Raw genomic sequence first — 23,798 nt, 5'->3', positions numbered from 1 at the left:
AATCCTCTAGGAGTTTTACTTTACAGCAAATGACATTTCTGCCTGAACATGAAGTTTGCCGTTTACATAACCCTTTGTACTAATAAAATAGAATGGTGCTCTTACTCTTGTAACTGTAGCAACAGTTTCCAATGTGTCACCCGGTAGAACAGGTTTCTTAAACTTAACACCATCAAGCTTAGTAAAGTAAGGTGTACCACCTTTTACCTTATCGGCAAGAAGTACACAACTGGCCTGTCCCATCATTTCACAAAGAATAACACCGGGAACAACAGGGTTTCCAGGGAAGTGACCCTTTAAGAAAAATTCGTCACCTTTAATTGTATAATAACCTTTTGCCTCATTTTCACCTGTTAATTCTGCTCTTTCAACAAGTAGCATATTATCTCTATGAGGTAAAATCTGCTTAATTTCTTCTTGATTCATTTTAAATTACCTTTCTTTAGTTGTAATTTATTTTTACATATTAATGCATAATGGGGCGAACAATGTTCGCCCATACAAAATTATTATGTAAAATTATTCAATAACGAAAAGTGGCTGACCGTATTCGATAATGTCACCGTTCTTTACAAGGATTTCCTTGATAGTGCCATCTTCTTCTGCCTGAATTTCGTTCATTAGTTTCATAGCCTCAATGATACAAACTGTATCACCCTTTTTAACTGTCTTGCCAACAGTTACATATGGTTCGGCTTCAGGAGATGCTGCCTGATAGAAAACACCAACCATAGGTGCTTTAATTGTTTTGCCTGTAGGCTGAGGAGCAGTTGCAGTTGCAGGAGTTGGAGCAGACTGCTGTACAGGTGCAGTTTCTGCTACAGGAGCTTGTACAGGAGCAGGTGCAACAGCCGGTGCAGGTGCAGCAGCATTAAAAGCTACTGCAGGAGCAACAGGCTTATTCTTTTCAATACGAATTCTTCTGCCCTTTTTTGTTTCTATTTCAAGAACACTTAAATCGTTCTTATTAGCAAGTTCAATTAATCTTTTAACATCATCAAGGTCATACTTCTTTAGTTTAAAAACTTCCATCTTAGTCCTCCATAAACTTCTTGAAGATTAGACAAGCATTGTGACCACCAAAACCAAGGTTAGTAGATGCTGCAACATTTACATCTCTCTTAACTGCCTTGTTAGGTGTGTAGTTAAGGTCACATTCTTCATCTTTTTCTGTGTAGCCGATTGTTGGTGGGATAATACCATTCTTTAGAGCAAGTGTACAAACAATAGCCTCTAATGCACCGGTAGCACCAAATAGGTGACCTGTCATTGACTTAGTTGAAGAAACATTTACTCTGTAAGCATTTTCACCAAGAGCCATCTTAATTGCCTTTGTTTCTGTTACATCATTTAGGTGAGTTGATGTACCGTGAGCATTCCAGTACCATTCTTCATCACCTGTAACATTAGCTTCTTTCATAGCTACCTTAATTGCCTTTGCAGGAGTTTCGGCAGTTGCATCAGGAGCAGTAATATGGTGAGCATCACAAGTGTTACCATAACCGGCAATTTCAGCATAAATCTTAGCACCACGAGCCTTAGCGTGTTCATATTCTTCAAGAATCATACAAGCACCACCTTCACCCATAACAAAACCGTCACGGTTCTTGTCAAATGGGATAGATGCAGTCTTAGGGTCATTTCTTGTTGTAAGTGCCTTACAGTTTTGGAAACCGGCAATTGATAGTGGAGAAACTGCTGCTTCTGCACCACCTGTTATAATTGCATCACAGTAACCATCTCTGATTGCATGGAAAGCTTCACCGATTGAGTTTGCACCTGTTGCACAAGCAGTTACGATTGGCACACAAGGACCTTTTGCCTTAAACTTAATAGCGATTGTACCGGAAGCCATATTAGCAATCATCATTGGAATAAAGAATGGGCTAACCTTTCTTGCACCAAACTTTTCCATATTGATAGAGTTCTTATAGAAACTTTCAAGACCACCGATACCTGCACCTACATAAACACCAAAGTTATCTTCTTCAATCTTACCTAGGATGCCACTGTCTTCTACAGCTTCAGTTGCTGCTGCAACTGCATACTGTGTATATAAATCGTTCTTTCTTAAATCTTTCTTTTCAAAATACTTTGTTGGTTCAAAATCTTTAACCAAACCAGCAATCTTAACCTTTAGACCTTCTGTACTAAAGCGTTCTTCAGGAATAAAGTCAATACCTGAAACACCATTTACAAGGTTGTCCCAAGTTGTCTTCATATCATTACCTACCGGAGTTACTGCTCCAATACCAGTTACTACTACTCTTCTCATATTAGCTACCTTTCTTCGTAAATTTAAGGCAAATTACATTGCCATACCACCGTCAACTCTTAGAACTTCACCTGTAATATATGAAGCATCATCAGAAGCTAGGAAACAAATTGCATTTGCAACATCTTCAGGAGAACCGGCTCTCTTCATTGGGATACCACTTGACATAACTTCTTTTGCTTTATCAGATAACTTATCTGTCATATCAGTTGCAATATAACCCGGAGCAATAGCATTAACTGTAACATTTCTGCCACCTAGTTCCTTTGCAACTGTCTTTGTTAGACCGATGATACCTGCCTTTGATGCTGAATAGTTAGCCTGACCGGCATTACCCATAATACCAACAACTGATGCTAGAGAGATAATTCTACCACTTCTCTGCTTCATAAAGTGCTTATAAGTTGCTTTCATCATATTGTAAGTACCCTTTAGGTTAACATTGATAACTGCATCAAAATCAGCTTCTGTCATCTTAATCATTAGCATATCACGAACAATACCGGCATTGTTTACAAGAATATCAAGACCACCAAAGTCCTTAATAACTGCATTTACAGTTTCCTGTGCTGATTCAAAGTTTGAAACATCACTCTTATAGAACTTCGCCTTTGCTCCCATTTCTTCTAATTCTTTAATAGCAGGAGCTGCCTTTTCTTCGTCACAAATATCAGTAATAATAATTGTTGCACCTTCACTTGCTAACTTCTTACAAGTAGCAAAACCGATACCTCTTGAACCACCTGTTACAAGAGCAATCTTACCTTCTAACTTCATATACTTCTCCTTTTTCTTACACATTTAGTGCATCTAAATCTTCTTTATTTTCAACCTTAATTGCAGTAACATTTCTGTCAATTTTCTTAATTAGACCTGTTAAAGTCTTGCCAACACCAACTTCAATAAATGTGTCAACACCATTTGCAATTAAATTCTCTACTGTTTTCTGCCACTTTACAGGGTTTTTACACTGATTAGTAATAAGTGACTTATAGTCCCCACTATATTCTTCTGCTGTATAGTTTGCATAAAGTGGAATAGTTGGTTCATTTAGTGTCATATCTGCTAAATATTCACCAAGACCAACAGCTGCCTTAGCCATATAAGGTGAGTGGAATGCACCACTTACTGCTAGAGGTACTGCTCTACCTTTTTCACTTTTGATTTTTTCACAAAAAGCATCAAGGTTATCTTTATTCATAGCAACAACTGTCTGTGCCGGTGAGTTGTAGTTAACAGGCCAACACTCATCAAATTCAGAAGCAATTTCTTCAATTCTTTCAGGTGTTAGCTTCATAACTGCTACCATAGCACCTGGAGTTTCATTTGCTGCTTTATCCATTAATGCTGCTCTCTTACAAACAAGTTTGAAAGCATCTTCATAACTCATAATTCCACTAAAGCCAAGTGCTGCAATTTCACCTAGTGAGAAACCGGCAACATAATCAATCTTAATGCCTTTTTCCTTAACTGCCTCAGCAGCAGCAAGGTCAGCAGTAAAAACTGTAGGCTGAGTGTTTACTGTAACAGAAAGTTCTTCCTTTGTACCGTTAAAGCACTGATTACTTGTACCCTCTCTGATAGAGTCAGCCATATCATAAACTGCCTTAGCAGCAGGAGAACAATCGTATAATTCTTTGCCCATACCCGGGTACTGTGCACCCTGACCTGAGAATACTAATGCTATTTTACCCATTGTGTAGCTCCCTTTAGTGTTTCCTCAGCTTGAGCAAACATTTCTTCAATAATTTCCTTAGCAGGTTGTTCTTTCTTAACCATAGCAGCAACCTGACCGGCTAGTACAGTACCGTTCTTTACATCACCTTCACGAGCTGCAAGTCTTAGCTTACCTGTACCCATACTTTCAAGCTTTTCATCATCACAGTTTGTACGGTCATATTCACAAGCCTGATATTCCTTAGTAAAGCTATTTCTGATTGAACGAACAGGATGACCTAGACGCTTACCTGTAACAACAGTATCAATATCCTTAGCCTTTAGGACCTTTTCTTTATATTCATGAGCGATAGTACATTCATCACATACTAAGAATCTTGTACCAACCTGTACACCCTTAGCACCTAACATAAATGCAGCAGCAATCTGTCTGCCGTCAGCAATACCACCGGCTGCAATAACAGGAATATTAACTGCATCTACAACCTGAGGTACAAGAGCCATTGTAGTTAAGTCACCAACATGACCACCACTTTCGCCACCTTCGGCAATAACTGCAAAAGCACCACGCTTTTCAACCATTCTTGCAAGTGCAACAGAAGCTACTACAGGAATAACCTTAATACCTGCTTCAGTCCACATTGGCATATATTTTGTAGGAGTACCTGCACCTGTTGTAACAACCTTTACTCCTTCTTCAACAACAACCTTTGCTACTTCGTCAACGAATGGTGACATCATCATAATGTTTACACCGAAAGGTTTGTCAGTCATTTCTTTACATTTCTTAATTTCTGCACGAAGTTGTTCTCCGTTAGAATTCATAGCAGCGATAATACCAAGGCCACCGGCATTAGATACACCGGAAGCTAAAGAAGCATCAGCAACCCAAGCCATACCGCCTTGAAAAATAGGGTATTGAATACCTAATTCTTTATTAATAACAGTATCAATCATTATGTACCTCCAATTTACGCAACCTAGAAAATAGGTAGTTTTAGTAGATAAACCTTTTTGCAAAATTGCAAAAGGGCACAATTCTCCAATCTTTGTTATTGTACTATAAAAAAGCCTTATTGTCAATGAAATGCACCCTTGTTTTCCCTCTTATAGTTCATAATTAAAAGGTTTTTATAACTTAAAATTTTGTGTATTATTAATCATAATTATATATTTTTGTCTATTAATTAACCGTTCTTGCATATACTTTATTTTAAAAAACTGTTTTCACACTAAACTAAAGCTAACTGCAAAAATCTTCCAAACATTTTCTCAGAGAAGTATCTCCCTTAACCTCTATTCCCTCTTTCAATTTATCTTGGTCATCATAAGGTAATGAACTAACAAGAGTATCGGTTTTTATCATCGGAGATTTTTCATTTTTCTTAAAAACAGAAACATAACCTTTGTAATTTTTCACATAATAAATTTCTGATGCAGTAGCCTTTTGCTGACTTAAAGTTTGGGTTAGTTCATCCTCCTTAAGTTCAAAATTTGCTGACACAAAAACCGATGCAAAGAGAATACATCCGGTTAGGATAATAGCTACATATTCCTTCATATGTTCAACTTCCTTTCACATAATTAGAAAAATATTCCTTCAAGGAATTATTTTTTCATAAAAATATACGAATATTCATATATTAAAAGATTTTTTTTGCACATATAAAGAAAAAGTAAAAAATAGGTTTATTTTTGTATGATAATATGGTACAATGTTATCTGTTATGTTTTACATATATATTGAAAAATTATAATGTAGATAAAGTACATAATAAAATTACAAATAAAACAGAATATTGCCTTAAAAAGGAGGTGGTCGGTTTGAGAGAAACTGATATCAGTAAGATGAGTACTAAGAAACCTTCTGGTAGAAGTGAAATCGAACACGACAAAAAAGGAACTAGTAAAGTAGTATTTTCAGGTATTGGAAAAGCTATATTCACCATTTTTATGGTTTTCGTATGTGCTATGGTTGCTGTAGGTATCAGCCTAGGGGTATATATCTTTGGCATTGCTTCTGAACCAACAGGCATCGACCTTGTTGCTGCAAGTCTAAACCTAACCAGCCACATTTATGTACAAAACGATGATGGTGAGTTTAAGGAATATCAATCCATTTACGATACAGAAAACAGAGTATGGGTTGACTTTAAGGACATTCCTCAGCATATGAAAGATGCTATGGTTGCTATTGAGGACAAGCGTTTCTATGATCACCATGGTGTTGACTGGCAGAGAACTGCCGGTGCTATGCTTTCCCTATCTTCCGGTTCAAGTAGCTATGGTGGTTCAACAATCACTCAGCAGTTAATCAAGAACCTTACTGATGACAATCAGGTTTCACTAAATCGTAAGATTAGAGAAATCTTCAGAGCTTTGAATGTTGAAAAGGAATACACTAAGGACCAGATTCTTGAGGCCTACCTAAATGTTGTAAACTTCGGTAACAACTGTCAAGGCGTTCAGGCTGCATCTCAGCTTTATTTTGGTCAAGATATTCAGAAGTGTTCTATTGCTCAGTGTGCTGCTATTGCTGGTATCACACAGAACCCTAGCCAATGGAATCCACTTATCTACCCTGAAAACAACAAGAAGCGTAGAGAAATTGTTATCAAGGAAATGTACAACCAAGGTAAGATAACAAAAAAAGAATATGAAGACGCAATGAAAGAATCCAAGAATATGAAGTTCGTCGGATATAACCAGAAGAAAGAAAAAGAAGAAATCTATGTTCAGAACTGGTATATTGAAGAACTTATGAATGACCTTAAGAAGGATTTAGCAAAGCAGAATGATATTTCTGAAGATGCTGCACAGAGAATGATCTCAACACAAGGTCTAAAGATTTATTGTGCTATGGATACTAAGATGCAGAACTACATCGAAAAGGTTGGTAGAAGTGTTAACACAGAAAATGATGTTACAGGACTACAGACTGCTATGACTCTTATGGAATATGACGGTAGAGTTGTTGCTACTACCGGTTCTTCCCTAAAGAAAACAAGTAACAATCTTTTTGACAGAGCTACATCTGCTGCACTACAGCCCGGTTCTTCTATTAAGCCGGTAGTTGTTTATCCTTATGCTATTGAACACAATGTTCTAACTTATGGTTCACTGGTAGAAGATGAACCACTTGATGACTATAAGGTTGGTACAGACGGATATGCCGAGGCTGGTCCTACAAACTGGTATAACGGTTACAAAGGTACAATGTCACTTCCGGATGCTATCGAAATTTCTTCAAACGCAACAGCTGCTCAGGTTATGGACAAAATCACACCGGCTGCTGCATATAAGCAAGTTACTCAGCTAATGGGCTTTACTCACCTTGATGAACAAGACGGTAAAGAAGTTGGTGCATTGTCTATCGGTGGTATGACAGGTGGTGTTACTGCCAGAGAAATGGCAGCTGCCTATCAGTACCTTGGCAATGGTGGTCAGTATTACGAACCATACACTTATTACTATGTAACTGATAATGACGGCAAGATTGTTATTGACAAAAGAGACCAAATGCCAAAACAAGCATACTCTGATGAAACTGCTGCCATTATGAACAGAGAACTTCACTTTAATGTTACTACTTCCCACAACACTCAAGCATATAACGCCAGAATTGACGGTTGGGATATTATCGGTAAAACAGGTACAACTAATGACGATAAGGATAGTTGGTTCTGTGGTTGTTCTCCATATGCAACACTTGCAGTATGGACAGGTTTTGATACACCGGCAACTAACCCGGATACATCTATTGCAGCAAAGAACTTCCAGACAGTTATGTCAAAGTATCTAAAGGGTAAGAAGAAAAAGTCTTACAACTTCCCTGCTGATATGGAAGAAATTTCTTATTGTGTAGATTCCGGTCTGTTAGCTTCATCATATTGTTCAAACACAAGAACAGGTTATTACTTTAAGGATAAGAAACCTGACTATTGTTACGGTGACCACAGTGGTACAGTTTACTACAACAATGATGACACTTATAGCAATGATAGTTACAACAACAATAACTACACTGACTATAACAACTACACAACAGCTTATAGCGATAATAACGATTATAATAATTATGACGCAACAACTCAGGGTGCAACCGAAAGCGGTGGAGAAAATGAACCTGCTTCACAAGAAAATCAACAAACTCAAGCACCTGCAACCCAAGCTCCTGACACAAAGCCTGCCGAGAATAACAACAATGAACCGGTAGCAACTACAGGAGCTGCAAACTAACTAAGATTTTACAAAACAAGATAAATATACAAGAGAGGTACAGATATGATTTCAGTAGCAATTATGGGTCACGGTACAGTTGGCTCAGGTGTAGCAGAAATTCTGACAACACACAAACAGAAACTTTTCAAAGCAGTTGGCGAGGAACTTTATGTTAAGCATATTCTTGACTTAAGAGAATTTCCTGACAGCCCACTGGCAGACAGATTTACAAAGAACTTTGAGGACATTGTAAATGACATTGAAGTAAGAGTTGTTGTTGAAGTTATGGGTGGTACAAACCCTGCATATGACTTTGTTAAGAGATGCTTACAGGCAGGTAAAAGCGTTGTAACATCTAACAAAGAACTTGTTGCTAAGCATGGAGCAGAACTTCTTGCAGTAGCAAAAGAAAACAATGCTAACTTCTTATTTGAAGCATCAGTTGGTGGTGGTATTCCAATTATCAGACCACTTTCACAGTGCTTAGTAGCAAATGAAGTTGACGAAATTGCCGGTATTTTAAACGGTACAACAAACTTCATCTTCGGTAAGATGATTAACGATAATATGGATTTCTCAGATGCTCTTAAGTTAGCTCAAGACTTAGGTTATGCCGAAAGAAATCCTGAAGCTGATATTGAAGGTCATGATGCTTGTAGAAAGATTTGTATTCTTGCTTCTCTTGCATTTGGTAAACACATTTATCCTGACAATGTTTACACAAAGGGTATTTCAGAAATCACACTTGATGATGTTAAATATGCCGACAGCCTAAACTATGTTATCAAATTAATCGGTGATGTTAAGAAAACAGAAGATGGCAAACTAGACATTCTGGTTGCTCCAATGCTACTTTCAAAGGATTGTATCCTATCAGACATTAACGATGTATTTAACGGTATCTTAGTTAAGGGTGACTGTACAGGTGATGTAATGTTCTACGGTAAGGGTGCCGGTAAGTTACCTACTGCATCAGCAGTTGTAGCCGATGTTGTTGACTGTGCAAAGCACTTAAAGGCTAGAAAGAGAATTTTCTGGACAGATAGTGACGGAAGCCAAGTTGCTTCATATAAAGATAGTAAGACAGCAATGTACATAAGAGTTGCCGGTAAGGGTGAAATGGCACAGAGCCTATTCCCTGATTCAGAAATTATGAAGGCTGATGGCAACACAGTTCTTATGACACAGGAATATAAGTTTGGTGAAATCGAAGAAAAGATTGCTAAACTTAATGAAAATGGTGAAAAGGTTCTTTCTGCTATTAGAATTGGCAACCTATAATTAATTAGTTTATCATTTTAAATCTATATAAAAATTCACTTAGGTGGAAAATAAGGAGATAGGAAATGGCACTTATAGTACAAAAGTTCGGTGGCTCATCAGTAGCCGATGCCGAAAGAGTGTTTAATGTTGCAAAGATTGTAACAGACACTTACAAAAAGGGTAATGACGTTGTAGTTGTAGTATCTGCTCAAGGTGATACAACAGATGACCTCATTGCAAAGCAAATGGAAATCAACCCAGAGGCTAACAAGAGAGAAAGAGATATGCTACTTGCTTCAGGTGAGCAGATTTCAATTTCACTACTTGCTATGGCTTGTGAAAAGCTTGGTGTACCGGCAATTTCACTACTAGGCTGGCAGGCAGGTTTCCAGACAACATCAGCTCACACATCAGCTAGAATTAAAAATGTTGATGGTCAGAGAATTCGTCAGGAACTTGACCAACACAAGGTTGTTGTTGTTGCAGGTTTCCAGGGCATTAACCGTCACGAAGACCTAACAACTCTAGGTAGAGGTGGTAGTGACACATCTGCAGTTGCTATTGCAGCTTCTCTACACGCTGACCTATGTCAGATTTTCACAGATGTTGAAGGTGTATTCACAGCTGACCCTAGAAAAGTTAAAAACGCAATTAAGCTAAAGGAAATTTCTTATGACGAAATGCTAGAACTTGCAACTCTTGGTGCACAGGTTCTAAACAACCGTTCTGTAGAAATGGCTAAAAAATATGGAATTGAACTTGAAGTACTTTCAAGTCTTACTAATAAACCAGGTACAATAGTAAAGGAGAAACCAAAGATGGAAAAAATGATTATTTCAGGTGTTGCTAAGGACTGCGACATTGCAAGAATTTCAATAAAGGGTATTCCAAACGAACCGGGCTTTGCTTTCAAAGTATTCTCAAAGCTTTCAGCAAAAGATATTAATGTTGACATTATTCTTCAGTCTGTTGGTACTGAAGGCACAAAGGATATTGCATTTACTGTTGCTGCTGATAAGGGTCAAGAAGCTGTTGACACTCTAAACGACAACAAAGATGCTCTAGGCTTCGAAGAAGTAACACTTGACAAGGATGTTGCTAAGATTTCTATTGTTGGTGCAGGTATGGAAAGCCATGCCGGTGTTGCTACAAAGATGTTTGAAGCACTTTACAACAACAATGTTAATATTCAGATGATTGCTACTTCTGAAATTAAAACATCTGTTCTTATTGCTAAGAAAGATGCTGACAGAGCTGTTTCTGCAATTCACGATAAGTTCTTTGACTAATATTTATTAGTATTAACTTACATTTTGATTATCTAGGGGCGAACTTAGTTCGTCCCTTTTTTATATATAAACCTCTCCCTAAAACTTTATTTATATTAGAAAGCAATTGCTCTATATTTATTGACACTTACCACTAATAATGTTAAACTATATTTATAAACCTTTTTGGAGGACATTATGAAAGACGAAAAAGAAACACTTATACTAAATAAATATCATACATATGATGCTCTTATTGTTGTTGGTACTGCACTTGTAATACTGGGATTAATTGTTTTTGCAACAGTATTTACCGGTGTAGGTTCACTAGGCAGAGCATCTGTTATTATTGGCATTTTACTATTTTTAGTTGGTGGCATTATGGTTGGCAACGGTAGAGTTATTAAGAAAAATGCACTTGGTGAAGTTGACGACTTCTACTGTGATTACACAAAAAAGAAAAAGCCTACAGAAGAAACTGCCGATACTTCAACAGATGATTCTATAGACTAAAATATTTTTCATTTAATAGGCTTAATTTTCAATTAATAGGCTTAATTTTCAATTAATAGACTTGTATTTTTAAATTACATATTCTATACTCATTAGCTAACTGATTCTAAATCAGTTAGCTTTTTTATTTATCAATTTTGATTGTGGGTTAGTGAATTAATAGAAATACATTTTATAAACTATAGCTTTCCAATTTTGTCTGTGGGTTAAGATTGATTAGATAAATTAGGGTTTGTGGGGTTGTTTATGTAGTGTAGGTTAATTAAATAGTAGCCGATTAATTCATCTAATTTATAGTTTTTCCCTCCTTCAGTCGATTTATAAAAGGTAAATTGCCGTACCGTCAATTTACAATCGACAGCTTCCTCGTCTGAGGAAGCCAAACATAATATGTACAAATTTGTATATTTGTACATAATTAAAGAAATTGTACAGACTTTGTAGCCTCGGTAGATTATAATAACAAGTGCAACACTAAAAAAATAGACAATATGAAAACCAACGTGTAAAATGTAGTTGCAACACCAAACATAATACGGAGGTAATCATATTGTCATATACACATCTTACACTAATTGAAAGAGAATGTCTACAAGAATTTTACGAAAAAGGATATAGCATAAGAAAAATTGCAAAATACTTGAACGAAGTCCTTCTACAATCAGCAGAGAATTAAAACGGAATTTTAGTAAAAAACGCAAACACTATCATTCTTGGGGCGCACATGTAAAATATTTAGTAAGAAGAAAGGATTGTCATAGAAAAATAATTTACTCATATACACAGATATATATAATTATGTATTTGATAAATTACATTCCTTTTGGTCACCGAAATAATAGCCGATAAATGGAATTTAAATCATAATATAAAGATTTCTTTTCTTCTATTTATCGTGCAATTCGTTCCAAATTATTCCCGGTATTTCACCTGCATCACATCTTAGAAGAAGAGGAAAACCTTACAGAACTGAGCGTAAGACCTACACTAAACATTCTGAAAAATCAATTCATAATCGTGATTCTGTAATTGATGAGAGAGGAAGATTTGGTGATTATGAGGGAGATACAATTTACGGTTCAGTTGGAAAAGGCTATCTTGTTACTGCTATTGATAGAAAATCAAGATTTCTTGTAGCTGCTACCTGTAAAGATAAATCTATTTCATCAATTAATTCAGCTTTTAGAGAAGCTTTTGAAAAAGCTTCTTTAAAAATCAAGCCACTTACATTAACTTTAGATAATGGTTCTGAATTTAACGGATATGCTGATATTGAAAAAGATTTAGATTTAGAAATATATTTTGCAGATGTTCATGCTCCTTGGCAACGAGGTTCAAATGAAAATATCAATGGACTATTAAGATTTTTCTTTCCAAGAGGTACTGATTTCAGAAAAGTCACAAGAGCACAACTTGATGCAGTCCTTGATAAAATCAATAATAGACCTAGAAAATGTTTAGACCTTCTTTCACCTATTGACTATTTTAATCAAAGTGTTGCACTTGGTTTGACAATCTAAGGTGTCTTTGCGTACACAAAGACGGAAGGAGTGGTTGGAATTGTAAATTCATTTACAATTCCATATTATCTGAAACTTTCCTTTATCTCTAACTATAAAATATAATAAATATTATGAGTTACACTGTAGGGGCGAACACCGTTCGCCCGTAAAAAAGTGTGATACCTATGGGATTTTTGCCCTATTTACAGACTATAAATTTATAATATCTACATAGGGCATAATACCTTTATTTAGAATAGTTTGTAACGGGACATCAATTAAGTGAACATCAAAGAAAACGAGCCATAGGCGAAGTTTGATTTGCTAATGTGAACTTATGCAAAAGTTTTTTGTAAAAAAACTTTTGTTGAAAGACCCTACACCTGTTAGCCACACTTTAACGATAGTATAAGGTATGATATTTTTGTAAATTTTTCTTTATATTAAATAAAAAATAAACTTTTCTTTAACCACAATAAAAGCTAAAAAACAAATTTACCTTAACTCACAGACAAAATTGAAAACCCAAATTTATTGAAGTGATTTATTTTAACCCACAATCAAAATTAAAAAATTAATTTGTAACACTAACTTATACCAACCCACAAACAAAATTAAAAAGACAAAAGAGAAAAGCAGATGTCATATGACACCTGCTTTCCTAAAAAGGATAGGTATAAAACTAAGTATAAGTTCTTCAGGAAGGAACTATACTAGTAAGCTAAATTAATTAGTCATTAAGGGCATCGTAACCGGTTTCACCTGTACGAACTCTCATAACATCTTCAACATCAGATACAAAGATCTTACCACTACCTCTATGTTCAGTACCGATAGCTTTCTGAGCTGCTGCAACTACAAGACCTGGGTCAACAGTTGAAACAACAATATCTACCTTTACCTTTGGATATAGGTTCATAGATGTTGGAACACCCTTATATCTACCTAGGTGACCTTTTTCAACACCACAACCCATAACCTGTGTAACTGTCATACCGGTTACACCGATAGCGTTCATTGTATCTCTTAAAGCACCAAACTTGTCTTCAGGACAGATAACTGAAACCTGAGTATATTTGCCTGTAGCCTTTGTACCTAGTGTTAGGTCAACAGGCTTAACACCCTTAAGGTCAACTTCTTCTGCAACTTCACCGTTGTAAGCAGGTGTTGTTGACATAAAGTCTGCATATGCTGATGATAGACCATGTTCAGCAACATCCATACCGATGATTTCATCTTCAGCAGAAACTCTTAGACCGATTGTATGTTTAATAATCTGGAATACGATTGTCATTGCTACTACAACATAAGCAACGATAGCACAAATACCTAAAGCCTGGATACCTAGTAGCTTAAAGCCACCACCATAGAATAGACCGGCTAAAGCAGAACCATCTACGAAAGCACCTTCACCCTTACCTGTTGCAAATAGACCAACTGCAAGAGTACCCCAAATACCGTTTGCCATATGAACACCAACAGCACCTACAGGGTCATCAATGTGTAACTTCTTATCAAGTAGTTCAACAACTACATCTACTAAGATACCGGCAACAATACCGATGATAAATGCACCAAGAGCATCAACAGATGCACAAGGAGCTGTGATAGCTACCAGACCTGCTAGGGATGCGTTTAGACACATACCAACATCAGGCTTACCGTCTTTAATCCAAGTAAAGATCATACAAGAAACTGTAGCAGCACCTGTAGCAACAGTTGTTGTTAGGAATACAGAACCTAAGCTTTCGATTGTAGTACAAGCAGCACCGTTAAAGCCGTACCAACCGAACCAAAGAATGAATACACCAAGTGCACCAAGTGTTAGTGAGTGACCTGGGATAGCGTTTGACTTAATCTTACCACTCTTTGTCTTGCTATATTTACCGATACGAGGACCAACTAAGATAGCACCGATAAGAGCAGTAGTACCACCAACTGTATGAATAACAGCAGAACCGGCAAAGTCAACAAACTGTAACTGATTTAGCCAACCGGCTGAGTTCCAAACCCAACCTGCTTCAATAGGATAAACAACAGCACTAATAACTGCTGAGTAAATACAATAAGCACTAAACTTTGTTCTTTCTGCCATTGAACCTGAAACGATTGTAGCAGCAGTAGCACAGAATACTAACTGGAATACAAAGCTTGAATAATCAAAACCACTGTAATTAGTGAAAATTCCTAAGTTAGGAGCACCAATTACACCTGCAATGTAGTCTTCAGACATCATAAGACCGAAGCCTAAGAACATAAATACAACAGAACCGATACAGAAGTCCATAAGGTTCTTCATAATGATATTACCGGCACTTTTTGCTCTGGTAAAACCAGTCTCAACCATTGCGAAGCCGGCTTGCATAAAGAATACAAGTGCAGCACCAATCAAAAACCAAATACCAAAAGAGGTACTTGTCACCATGTCTAATACAGAATTTGCATCCATATCTCCTTCATCTCCTCAAGTAAAAATGTTAAATGTTAAAAAAGAATAGATATAAAAAAGTATGCTCCCTGCTCCTGACACAAGGAGCATACTGTTTTTGAAGATTAAAGGTTAATATTTAATTTTAAATAAAAATCTTTAAATGTTAAATTGAATGTTAATAAATGTTATATATTGTGTTATCAAACACCAAATAGAAGTTCATCATATGTTGGATATGGCCAGTAGTCAGATGATGTAATTGTTTCCATTTCATCACTAACTGCTCTTAGTTCATTCATTGCTGCAAATACAACATCATGATAGTAGTTAGCCTTTTCCTGAGCATCTTCAATGTCGTTACCCTTAACCACATCTTCTGATAGAGTATCAATCTTTTCTACGAATGATACTAGGTCATTAGATAGAGTAGTTACTAGGTCTTCTTCAACAGAAGTAGGAATTGCATCTGATAGAGCCTTCTTAGCAAGAGCTGTATCTGTTAGTTCCTTAACATAAGATGATACTGCAGGTAGAATATCCTGTTTTGCCATTTCTAGCATTGTTAATGCTTCAATGTTAATTGTCTTTGCATATTCTTCAAGAGTGATTACCTTTCTAGCCTTGATTTCAACTTCATCATGAACATTGTTCTTAACGAATAGGTCAATGTTCTTCTGATCATCAAAGTGAGCAAGAGCTTCAGGTAGTGAACGGTAGTTTGGTAGGCCTCTCTTTTCAGCTTCAACAGGCCATTCATCAGAATAACCGTCACCATTAAAGATAATTCTCTGATGTTCTGTAAATGTCTTTTTGATAAGTTCTTTAATAGCCTTATCCTTGTTATCAGCCTTTTCGATTTCGTCACAGAACTGATTTAGTTCTTCAGCCATAATTGTATTAATCATAATGTTTGGACAAGCAATGTTAACAGCTGAACCTAACATTCTAAATTCAAAACGGTTACCTGTAAATGCGAAAGGTGATGTTCTGTTTCTATCTGTTGTATCCTTCTTAAATTCAGGAAGAACATCAACACCAAGGTGCATTGGAACTTTACCAGGAGTTGCATAATCCTTGTCTTCAACGATAGACTTAACAACTGCTTCAAGTTCGTCACCTAGGAACATTGAAACGATAGCAGGAGGAGCTTCGTTAGCACCTAGTCTGTGGTCATTACCGGCAGAAGCAACTGAAATTCTTAGAAGGTCTGCATATTCGTCAACACCCTTCATAATAGCTGCTAGAATAAATAGGAACTGTGTATTGTTAATTGGGTTCTTACCAGGGCTAATTAGGTTTTCACCTTCATTTGTACACATTGACCAGTTGTTGTGCTTACCTGAACCGTTAACACCTGCAAATGGCTTTTCGTGAAGTAAGCAAACCATACCATGCTTTTCAGCAGTTTTCTTAAGTGTTTCCATTACTAACTGGTTGTGGTCAGTAGCAATATTTGTTGTACCAAAGATTGGAGCAACTTCGTGCTGAGCAGGAGCAACTTCGTTATGTCTTGTCTTTGATGTAATACCAAGTTTCCAAAGTTCAACATCAAGGTCTGCCATAAAGTCCTTAACTCTAGTCTTTAAAGCACCAAAGTAGTGGTCGTCAAGTTCCTGACCCTTTGGAGCAGCTGCACCAAATAGTGTTCTACCTGTAAAGATAAGGTCTTTTCTCTGGTCAAAGTATTCTTTATCAACTAGGAAGTATTCCTGTTCAGGACCAACTGTTGATGTAACCTTCTTAACATCTTTACCGAATAACTTTAGTGTTCTGCAAGCTGCATTTGAAAGAACTTCCATTGAACGAAGTAGTGGAGTTTTCTTATCAAGTGCTTCACCTGTGTAAGAACAGAAAGCAGTAGGAATATATAATGTAGTATCTCTGATAAATGCTGGTGAAGTAGGGTCCCATGCTGTGTAACCTCTTGCTTCAAAAGTAGCTCTGATACCACCACTTGGGAATGAAGAAGCATCAGGTTCGCCTTTTACTAATTCCTTACCACCAAATTCCATAATAGCTGTACCGTCACCTGCAGGATCAATAAAGCTATCATGCTTTTCTGCTGTAACACCTGTCATTGGCTGGAACCAGTGAGTGTAGTGAGTACAACCTTTTTCAACTGCCCAATCCTTCATTGCATTAGCAACAACATTGGCAACTGAAATATCAAGTGGTTCACCAAGATCAATTGTCTTCTTTAAAGCTTTGTATGTAGCCTTTGGAAGTCTTTCTTTCATTGTAGCATCATTAAATACCATACTACCGAAAATTTCTGGAACATTTACCATTGTGAGTAATCTCCTATCCTAATATAAATTTTTACTAAAAACAAAAATGGCGCAGCAGATAAAGAGTTTACTTAATCTGCAGCGCCTTTGCTGTTTCGTTGTTCACATTATAGCCCTATACACAGACATTGTCAATAGAATTTTGAGAATTTATTTTAATTTATAAGAATTTGCAAGATTTTTATATTTTCTTGCAAAATACTTGTACAAAACGTAAAAAGATATATAAAAACACACTTAAAAGACGGATAATAAGAGAAAAGTTGCAATTTTACCTTGACGAATATAGAAAATTCACTATATAATAATAGCAGTAAATTATTGCGTAGATTTTTCTGTAAACAAAGATATTTTTATAGAAAAACGGTGTGAAGCTGACTTTACATACCTTTCATATGATTTTTTCGGATAATTTTAGGCAATTAAAATCACAAAAAACAACCTATTCTCCCTATACATTATATATAGGCGAAAAAAATGTTGATTTTTTTAGAAAATTTTCGTTTTTTGTCTTTCTTTAGAAGAAAAAATTTGTTATAATTCTTATATGCAATATCTTTACTAAGAATATAGTATAGAATATAGTGAGTGATTTATGTGAAAAAGGCAATAGTAGTGTCCAAACTAAACAACACCCAAGCTTTGACAGCTCTATTAAAGGAAGAAGGCTTTGGCTCTGTAGTAAGTGCTGAATCTTCCGAAATTGCAAAAGACTTTATCGAAAATGATGATTTTGACCTAATCCTTATTAACACTCCTTTGGAGAATGAAACAGGACTGGAATTTGCAATTAGTTGTAGCAAAACCACAATAGCAAGTATTCTTGTTATTGTACCTTCAAAAAGCTCAAATGATGTTGCTCAGATGATGACATCAAAGGGTATTATGGTAATATCCAAACCTATTAGCAAACATCTTTTTCACCATTATCTGTTATTCTCTGAATGTTTTAAGGAGAGAATGAACAGAGTAGTCAAAGAAAATACAAAGTTAAAGACACAGGTTGAAACCATGAAACTTGTGAATCGTGCAAAAATTCTTCTTATGCAAAACTTGCGTATGACAGAAAGTCAGGCACACCATTATCTTGAGAAACAAGCAATGAACTTGCGTAAAAGTAAGTATGATGTTGCTCTTAGAGTTCTAAAGACATATGAAAACTAACTTTATGAAAGGAATGTAATTTTAATGGAGTCAAAGGCATATCTAATCCTTGAAAACGGAAAAGTTTTTGAAGGTAAATCCTTTGGAGCAAAAAAGGAAACTACAGGGGAACTTGTTTTTACAACAGCTATGACAGGTTATCTTGAAACACTCACCGACCCTAGTTATTTTGGTCAGGTGGTTATTCAGACATTCCCTCTTATTGGTAACTATGGGGTTATTCCTTCCGATTTTGAAAGTAAAAAACCGGCCTTAAAGGCTTATATTGTTAGAAACTGGTGTCAGGAACCTTCCAATTTTCGTTGCGAGGGCGTACTTGACACCTTTTTAAAAGACTCAGATGTTCCGGGTCTTTACGATATAGACACAAGATGCCTAACACGAATTGTTCGTGAATACGGTGTTATGAACTGCAAATTAACTTATAGCCTTGATAACCTAGACAAGGATATTGAAGAACTAAAGTCTTATAAAGTTACTGATGCAGTTAAGAGTGTTACAACTGACAAAGAAGAACTTTTTGAAAGTGAAACACACAAGAAGAATGTTGTTCTTATGGACTTTGGTGCAAAGGATAACATCAGAAGAGAATTAGTAAAGCGTGGTTGTGATGTTACAGTTGTTCCTGCAAGTACAACTTGTGAACAGATTGTTGCTATGAATCCTGACGGTATTATGCTAAGTAACGGTCCAGGAGACCCAACAGAAAATACTGAAATCATTGCTGAACTAAAGAAATTATGTGAACACAAGATTCCTACATTCGGTATCTGTCTTGGTCATCAGCTACTTGCACTTTCTCAGGGTGCAACAACAGAAAAGCTACACTATGGTCACAGAGGTGCTAACCAACCTGCTAAAGATACTGAAACCGGTAGAATTTATATCACCAGCCAGAACCATGGTTATGCAGTAGTTAACGATAGCATTCCTGAAAATGCAAAGGTTAGCTTTGTAAACGGTAATGATGGTACTTGTGAAGGTATCACTTATAATGATATGCCGGTATTTACTGTTCAGTTCCACCCAGAAGCTTGTGGTGGTCCACAGGATACAGCATTTCTATTTGATAAGTTTGTTAGTATGATGGATTAAGTTTATTTTTCCCTTTAATATATATGAAAGGATGCATATAAATGCCTATTAAACCAAATTTAAAGAGAGTTATGGTAATTGGTTCAGGTCCTATCGTTATTGGTCAGGCTGCTGAATTCGACTATGCCGGTACTCAGGCTTGTCGTGCTTTGAAAGAAGAAGGTCTTGAGGTTATTCTTGTAAACTCAAACCCTGCTACTATTATGACTGACAACGCTATGGCAGATAAGGTTTATATTGAACCACTTACTCTTCCGGTTGTTAAGAGAATTATTGAAAAAGAAAAGCCGGACGGCCTTATCTCCACTCTAGGTGGTCAGACAGGTCTTACACTTTCTATGCAACTTGCAAAGGAAGGTTTCCTAGAAAAGAACGGTGTTCAGCTACTTGGTGCTAACCCTGAAACTATTGATAAGGCTGAAGACAGACAGATGTTTAAGGATACAATGGAGGCTATCGGCCAACCGGTTATCCCTTCCCTTGTTGTTAATGATGTTGAGTCAGCAGTTGATTTCGCCAACGAAATCGGCTACCCTGTAATTATCCGTCCTGCATTTACTCTTGGTGGTACCGGTGGTGGTATCGTTGATAATGAAGAAGAACTAAGAGAAATCACTTCAAACGGTCTAGAGCTTTCCCCTATTACACAGGTTCTTGTTGAAAAGTGTATTGCCGGTTGGAAAGAAATCGAATTTGAAGTTATCCGTGACTCAGACGGTAATGTAATTACAGTTTGTTCAATGGAAAACTTTGATCCTGTTGGTGTACATACAGGTGACTCTATTGTTATTGCTCCTGCAGTAACACTTGCAGATAAAGAATATCAGATGCTTCGTTCAGCATCTCTAAATATTATTCAGGCTCTTGGTGTTGAGGGTGGTTGTAACTGTCAGTTTGCTCTAAACCCTGAAAGTTTTGAATATGCTGTTATCGAAGTAAACCCTAGAGTTTCTCGTTCATCAGCACTAGCTTCTAAGGCTACAGGTTATCCTATTGCCAAGGTTGCTGCTAAAATTGCTATTGGTTACACACTTGGTGAAATCAAGAATGCAGTTACAGGTTCTACATATGCTTGTTTTGAACCTGCACTTGACTATGTAGTTGTTAAGTTCCCTAAGTGGCCATTTGATAAGTTTGTTTATGCTAAGAGAACTCTTGGTACACAGATGAAGGCTACCGGTGAAGTTATGGCTATTGCACCAACATTTGAACATGCTATTATGAAGGCAGTTCGTGGTGCTGAAATTTCTCACGATACACTTGACGATAAGAAGTTTGCTAAGATGAGTGATGAAAATGTTGTTGACAGACTTTCAGTTTGTGATGACCAGAGAATTTTCTGTGTATTTGAAGCACTTAAGAGAGGTGTTTCTGTTGACAAGATTCACGAAATCACTTTAATTGACGAATGGTTCTTAAACAAGCTACTTATCCTTGTTGATATGGAAAAAACTCTTAAAGAAGGCAACCTTGATGAGGCTACTTACTTTAAGGCTAAGAAACTTGGTTTCCTAGATAGAACTATCGAAGCATTTACAGGTGAAGAATGTAAGTATTCTGCTACACCTGTTTACAAAATGGTTGATACTTGTGCTGCTGAATTTGATGCTGAAACACCTTACTTCTACAGTACATTTGATGAAGAAAATGAAGCTGAAGAATTTATTAAAGAAAAAGGTTCTGACAAAGAAACTGTTATGGTATTCGGTTCAGGTCCTATCAGAATCGGTCAAGGTATCGAATTTGACTATTCTTCAGTTCACTGCGTATGGTCACTAAAGAAAGCCGGTTATGATGTTGTTATTGTTAACAACAACCCTGAAACAGTTTCTACTGACTTTGATACTGCTGACAGACTTTACTTTGAACCACTTACAAATGAAGATGTAATGGGTATCATTAAAACAGAAAAGCCTATTGGTGCAGTTGTTGCCTTTGGTGGTCAAACAGCTATTAAACTTACAAAATATCTTTCTGACCATGGAATTAGAATTCTTGGTACATCAGCTGATGCTATTGATATGGCTGAAGACAGAGAAAGATTTGATGAATTACTTGAAGAACACCACATTAGCCGTCCAAAGGGCTTTACAGTTATGAACTGTGAAGAAGCACTTGAAACTGCTGAAAAGATTGGCTATCCTGTTCTTCTTCGTCCATCTTATGTTTTAGGTGGTCAAAATATGATTATTGCCTTTAATGAGGCAGATGTTAAGGAATATATGGCTATCATCCTTGCACAAAATATAGAGAACCCTGTGCTTATTGATAAGTATATGATGGGTACAGAACTTGAAGTAGATGCAATCTGTGATGGTGATGACATTCTTATTCCCGGTATTATGGAACATGTTGAAAGAGCCGGTGTTCACTCAGGTGACTCAATTGCTGTTTATCCTGCATGGAACATTTCTGATGAAATGACAGAAACAATTGTTAATGCATCTAGAAACCTAGCACTTTCACTACAGACTAAGGGTCTTGTAAATATTCAGTACCTAATTTATAAGGGCGAACTAAATGTTATTGAAGTTAACCCTCGTTCATCAAGAACAATTCCTTACATCAGTAAGGTTACCGGTGTTCCAATGGTTGACCTTGCTACAAGAGCTATGTTTGGCGAAAAGCTAAAGGATATGGGTTACGGTACAGGTCTATACAAGAAGAGTCCTTATGTTGCAGTTAAAGTTCCTGTATTCTCATTTGAAAAACTAATTAATGTTGATAACCACCTTGGTCCTGAAATGAAGTCAACCGGTGAAGTTCTTGGTATTGCAAGTACACTTGAAGAAGCTCTATACAAGGGTCTTATCGGTGCAGGTTACAAGATGAAGCGTGGTGGTGGTGTATTTATCACCGTTAGAAATAGCGATAAGTGTGAAATCGGTGATGTTGCTAAGAAGTATGCAGACCTAGGCTTTAAAATTTATGCTACAGAAGGTACTGCTAACTATCTTCACGAATACGGTGTTAACGCAATTACAGTTAAGAAGATTCACGAAGATAAGAGAGACAACACACTAACACTTATTGAAAGTGGCAAGATTCAGTATGTAATTTCAACATCAGCTAAGGGCAGACAGCCTGAAAGAGATTCTGTTAAAATCAGAAGAAAAACTGTTGAAAGAAACATTCCTTGCCTAACATCCATCGATACTGCTAATGCACTTGCAGATTGCCTAAAGAGTAAGTACAGCCAGATAAGCACAGAATTGGTTGACATTAACGATATGAGGGATGAAAAGATGAAATTAAACTTCACTAAGATGCATGGTACAGGTAATGACTACATTTACTTTAGTACATTTGACCAGAGAATTGACAATCCTGAAGCTCTATCAGTAAGACTTTCTGACAGACACTTTGGTATTGGTGGTGACGGTATTATCCTAGTTTGTCCTAGTGACAAAGCCGATGCTAAAATGAGAATTTTCAACCTTGACGGTTCAGAGGGTAAAATGTGTGGTAACGGTATCCGTTGTGTTGGTAAGTTCCTATATGACCATGGTATGGTTGATATTAAGAAGAAAGATAAGCTAGACATTGAAACTCTTTCAGGTATTAAGCACCTAAAGGCTTATACACTTGATGGCGAAGTTAAGTCACTAAGAGTTGATATGGGTAAAGCTATCCTTGACCCTAAGGAAATCCCGGCAAAAATGGATAAGGATAAAATTGTTAACGAACCATATACTATTGATGGCGAGGAATACAACATTACTTGTGTATCAATGGGTAACCCTCACTGTGTAGTATTTATTAAGGGTGACATTGATAACCTTGAACTGGATGAAATCGGTCCTAAGTTTGAAAATGATAAGCTCTTCCCTGAAAGAGTAAATACAGAATTTGTAAAAGTTCTTGATGACCATACAATCAAAATGAGAGTTTGGGAAAGAGGTTCAGGTGAAACTTGGGCTTGTGGTACAGGTGCTTGTGCTGCTGCAGTTGCAGCTTGTGAAAACGGCTTCTGTAACAAGGGTGACGACATTACTGTTAAACTAAAAGGTGGCGACCTTGTAATTAACTATACTGATGAAACAGTATATATGACAGGTGAAGCTGAAAGGGTATTTGAAGGTACTGTTGAAGTCTAATTAA

16 protein-coding genes and 1 pseudogene are annotated in these 23,798 nt (G+C 36.7%); 8 read left to right on the top strand and 9 right to left on the bottom strand.

Annotation, left to right across the window (positions count from 1 at the left end):
- Positions 1–15 precede the first annotated feature (15 nt).
- From E5Z56_RS07395 to E5Z56_RS07365, 7 genes are all read right to left on the bottom strand, one after another.
- Positions 16–426 (bottom strand): 3-hydroxyacyl-ACP dehydratase FabZ family protein, encoded by a 411-nt coding sequence (locus E5Z56_RS07395; protein WP_022504718.1) that lies wholly within the window; start codon positions 424–426, stop codon positions 16–18.
- Positions 427–519: 93 nt separating this feature from the next.
- Positions 520–1,032 carry an acetyl-CoA carboxylase biotin carboxyl carrier protein gene (accB, locus tag E5Z56_RS07390; protein ID WP_138157236.1) on the bottom strand — a complete coding sequence of 171 codons (513 nt, stop codon included), beginning with the start codon at positions 1,030–1,032 and terminating at the stop codon, positions 520–522.
- A gap of 1 nt (position 1,033) precedes the next feature.
- Entirely contained in the window at positions 1,034–2,275 is a 1,242-nt protein-coding gene (fabF, locus tag E5Z56_RS07385) for a beta-ketoacyl-ACP synthase II (RefSeq protein ID WP_138157235.1), read from the bottom strand.
- A gap of 33 nt (positions 2,276–2,308) precedes the next feature.
- Positions 2,309–3,052 carry a 3-oxoacyl-[acyl-carrier-protein] reductase gene (fabG, locus tag E5Z56_RS07380; RefSeq protein ID WP_138157234.1) on the bottom strand — a complete coding sequence of 248 codons (744 nt, stop codon included), beginning with the start codon at positions 3,050–3,052 and terminating at the stop codon, positions 2,309–2,311.
- Positions 3,053–3,068: 16 nt separating this feature from the next.
- Complete coding sequence (locus E5Z56_RS07375) at positions 3,069–3,971, bottom strand: ACP S-malonyltransferase (RefSeq protein WP_138157233.1); 903 nt, start codon at positions 3,969–3,971, stop codon at positions 3,069–3,071.
- On the bottom strand, positions 3,959–4,909 hold the full coding sequence (fabK, locus tag E5Z56_RS07370) for an enoyl-[acyl-carrier-protein] reductase FabK (RefSeq protein WP_138157232.1): 951 nt from the start codon (positions 4,907–4,909) through the stop codon (positions 3,959–3,961). Before fabK ends, E5Z56_RS07375 begins: the two co-directional genes overlap by 13 nt.
- Before the next feature lie 286 nt (positions 4,910–5,195).
- Entirely contained in the window at positions 5,196–5,513 is a 318-nt protein-coding gene (locus tag E5Z56_RS07365; RefSeq protein WP_138157231.1) for a hypothetical protein, read from the bottom strand.
- A gap of 263 nt (positions 5,514–5,776) precedes the next feature.
- Between E5Z56_RS07365 and E5Z56_RS07360 the strand changes: the two genes are divergently transcribed.
- From E5Z56_RS07360 to E5Z56_RS12320, 5 genes and pseudogenes are all read left to right on the top strand, one after another.
- Positions 5,777–8,191, top strand: a complete 2,415-nt coding sequence (locus E5Z56_RS07360; RefSeq protein ID WP_175405415.1) for a transglycosylase domain-containing protein — start codon at positions 5,777–5,779, stop codon at positions 8,189–8,191.
- 45 nt (positions 8,192–8,236) lie between these two features.
- Positions 8,237–9,454, top strand: a complete 1,218-nt coding sequence (locus E5Z56_RS07355) for a homoserine dehydrogenase (protein ID WP_138157229.1) — start codon at positions 8,237–8,239, stop codon at positions 9,452–9,454.
- A 65-nt stretch (positions 9,455–9,519) separates the two neighbouring features.
- Positions 9,520–10,725, top strand: coding sequence for an aspartate kinase (locus E5Z56_RS07350; protein WP_022504709.1), 1,206 nt, complete (start codon positions 9,520–9,522; stop codon positions 10,723–10,725).
- A gap of 177 nt (positions 10,726–10,902) precedes the next feature.
- Complete coding sequence (locus E5Z56_RS07345; RefSeq protein WP_138157228.1) at positions 10,903–11,217, top strand: hypothetical protein; 315 nt, start codon at positions 10,903–10,905, stop codon at positions 11,215–11,217.
- 550 nt (positions 11,218–11,767) lie between these two features.
- Positions 11,768–12,737 (top strand): annotated as a pseudogene (locus E5Z56_RS12320) (IS30 family transposase).
- Between the two features lie 712 nt (positions 12,738–13,449).
- On the opposite strand, the gene E5Z56_RS07330 reads toward E5Z56_RS12320, so the two are convergent.
- Positions 13,450–15,168, bottom strand: coding sequence for an ammonium transporter (locus E5Z56_RS07330; protein ID WP_138157227.1), 1,719 nt, complete (start codon positions 15,166–15,168; stop codon positions 13,450–13,452).
- Positions 15,169–15,350: 182 nt separating this feature from the next.
- Positions 15,351–17,438 (bottom strand): glutamine synthetase III family protein, encoded by a 2,088-nt coding sequence (locus E5Z56_RS07325; protein WP_138157226.1) that lies wholly within the window; start codon positions 17,436–17,438, stop codon positions 15,351–15,353.
- A gap of 597 nt (positions 17,439–18,035) precedes the next feature.
- Between E5Z56_RS07325 and E5Z56_RS07320 the strand changes: the two genes are divergently transcribed.
- Genes E5Z56_RS07320 through carB form a run of 3 tightly spaced genes read left to right on the top strand, consistent with a single transcriptional unit; the run spans position 18,036 to position 23,794 of the window.
- Positions 18,036–18,602, top strand: a complete 567-nt coding sequence (locus E5Z56_RS07320; RefSeq protein WP_175405414.1) for an ANTAR domain-containing response regulator — start codon at positions 18,036–18,038, stop codon at positions 18,600–18,602.
- 24 nt (positions 18,603–18,626) lie between these two features.
- Positions 18,627–19,697 (top strand): carbamoyl phosphate synthase small subunit, encoded by a 1,071-nt coding sequence (locus E5Z56_RS07315; RefSeq protein ID WP_138157224.1) that lies wholly within the window; start codon positions 18,627–18,629, stop codon positions 19,695–19,697.
- Between the two features lie 41 nt (positions 19,698–19,738).
- The gene (gene carB / locus E5Z56_RS07310) at positions 19,739–23,794 is read left to right on the top strand and encodes a carbamoyl-phosphate synthase large subunit (protein WP_138157223.1); all 4,056 of its coding nucleotides are present in this window, start codon (positions 19,739–19,741) and stop codon (positions 23,792–23,794) included.
- The last annotated feature ends 4 nt before the right edge of the window (positions 23,795–23,798 follow it).

The organism is Ruminococcus bovis, from assembly GCF_005601135.1.
GTDB classification, from domain to species: domain Bacteria; phylum Bacillota; class Clostridia; order Oscillospirales; family Acutalibacteraceae; genus Ruminococcoides; species Ruminococcoides bovis.
This window is presented reverse-complemented; position numbering and strand designations above follow the sequence as displayed.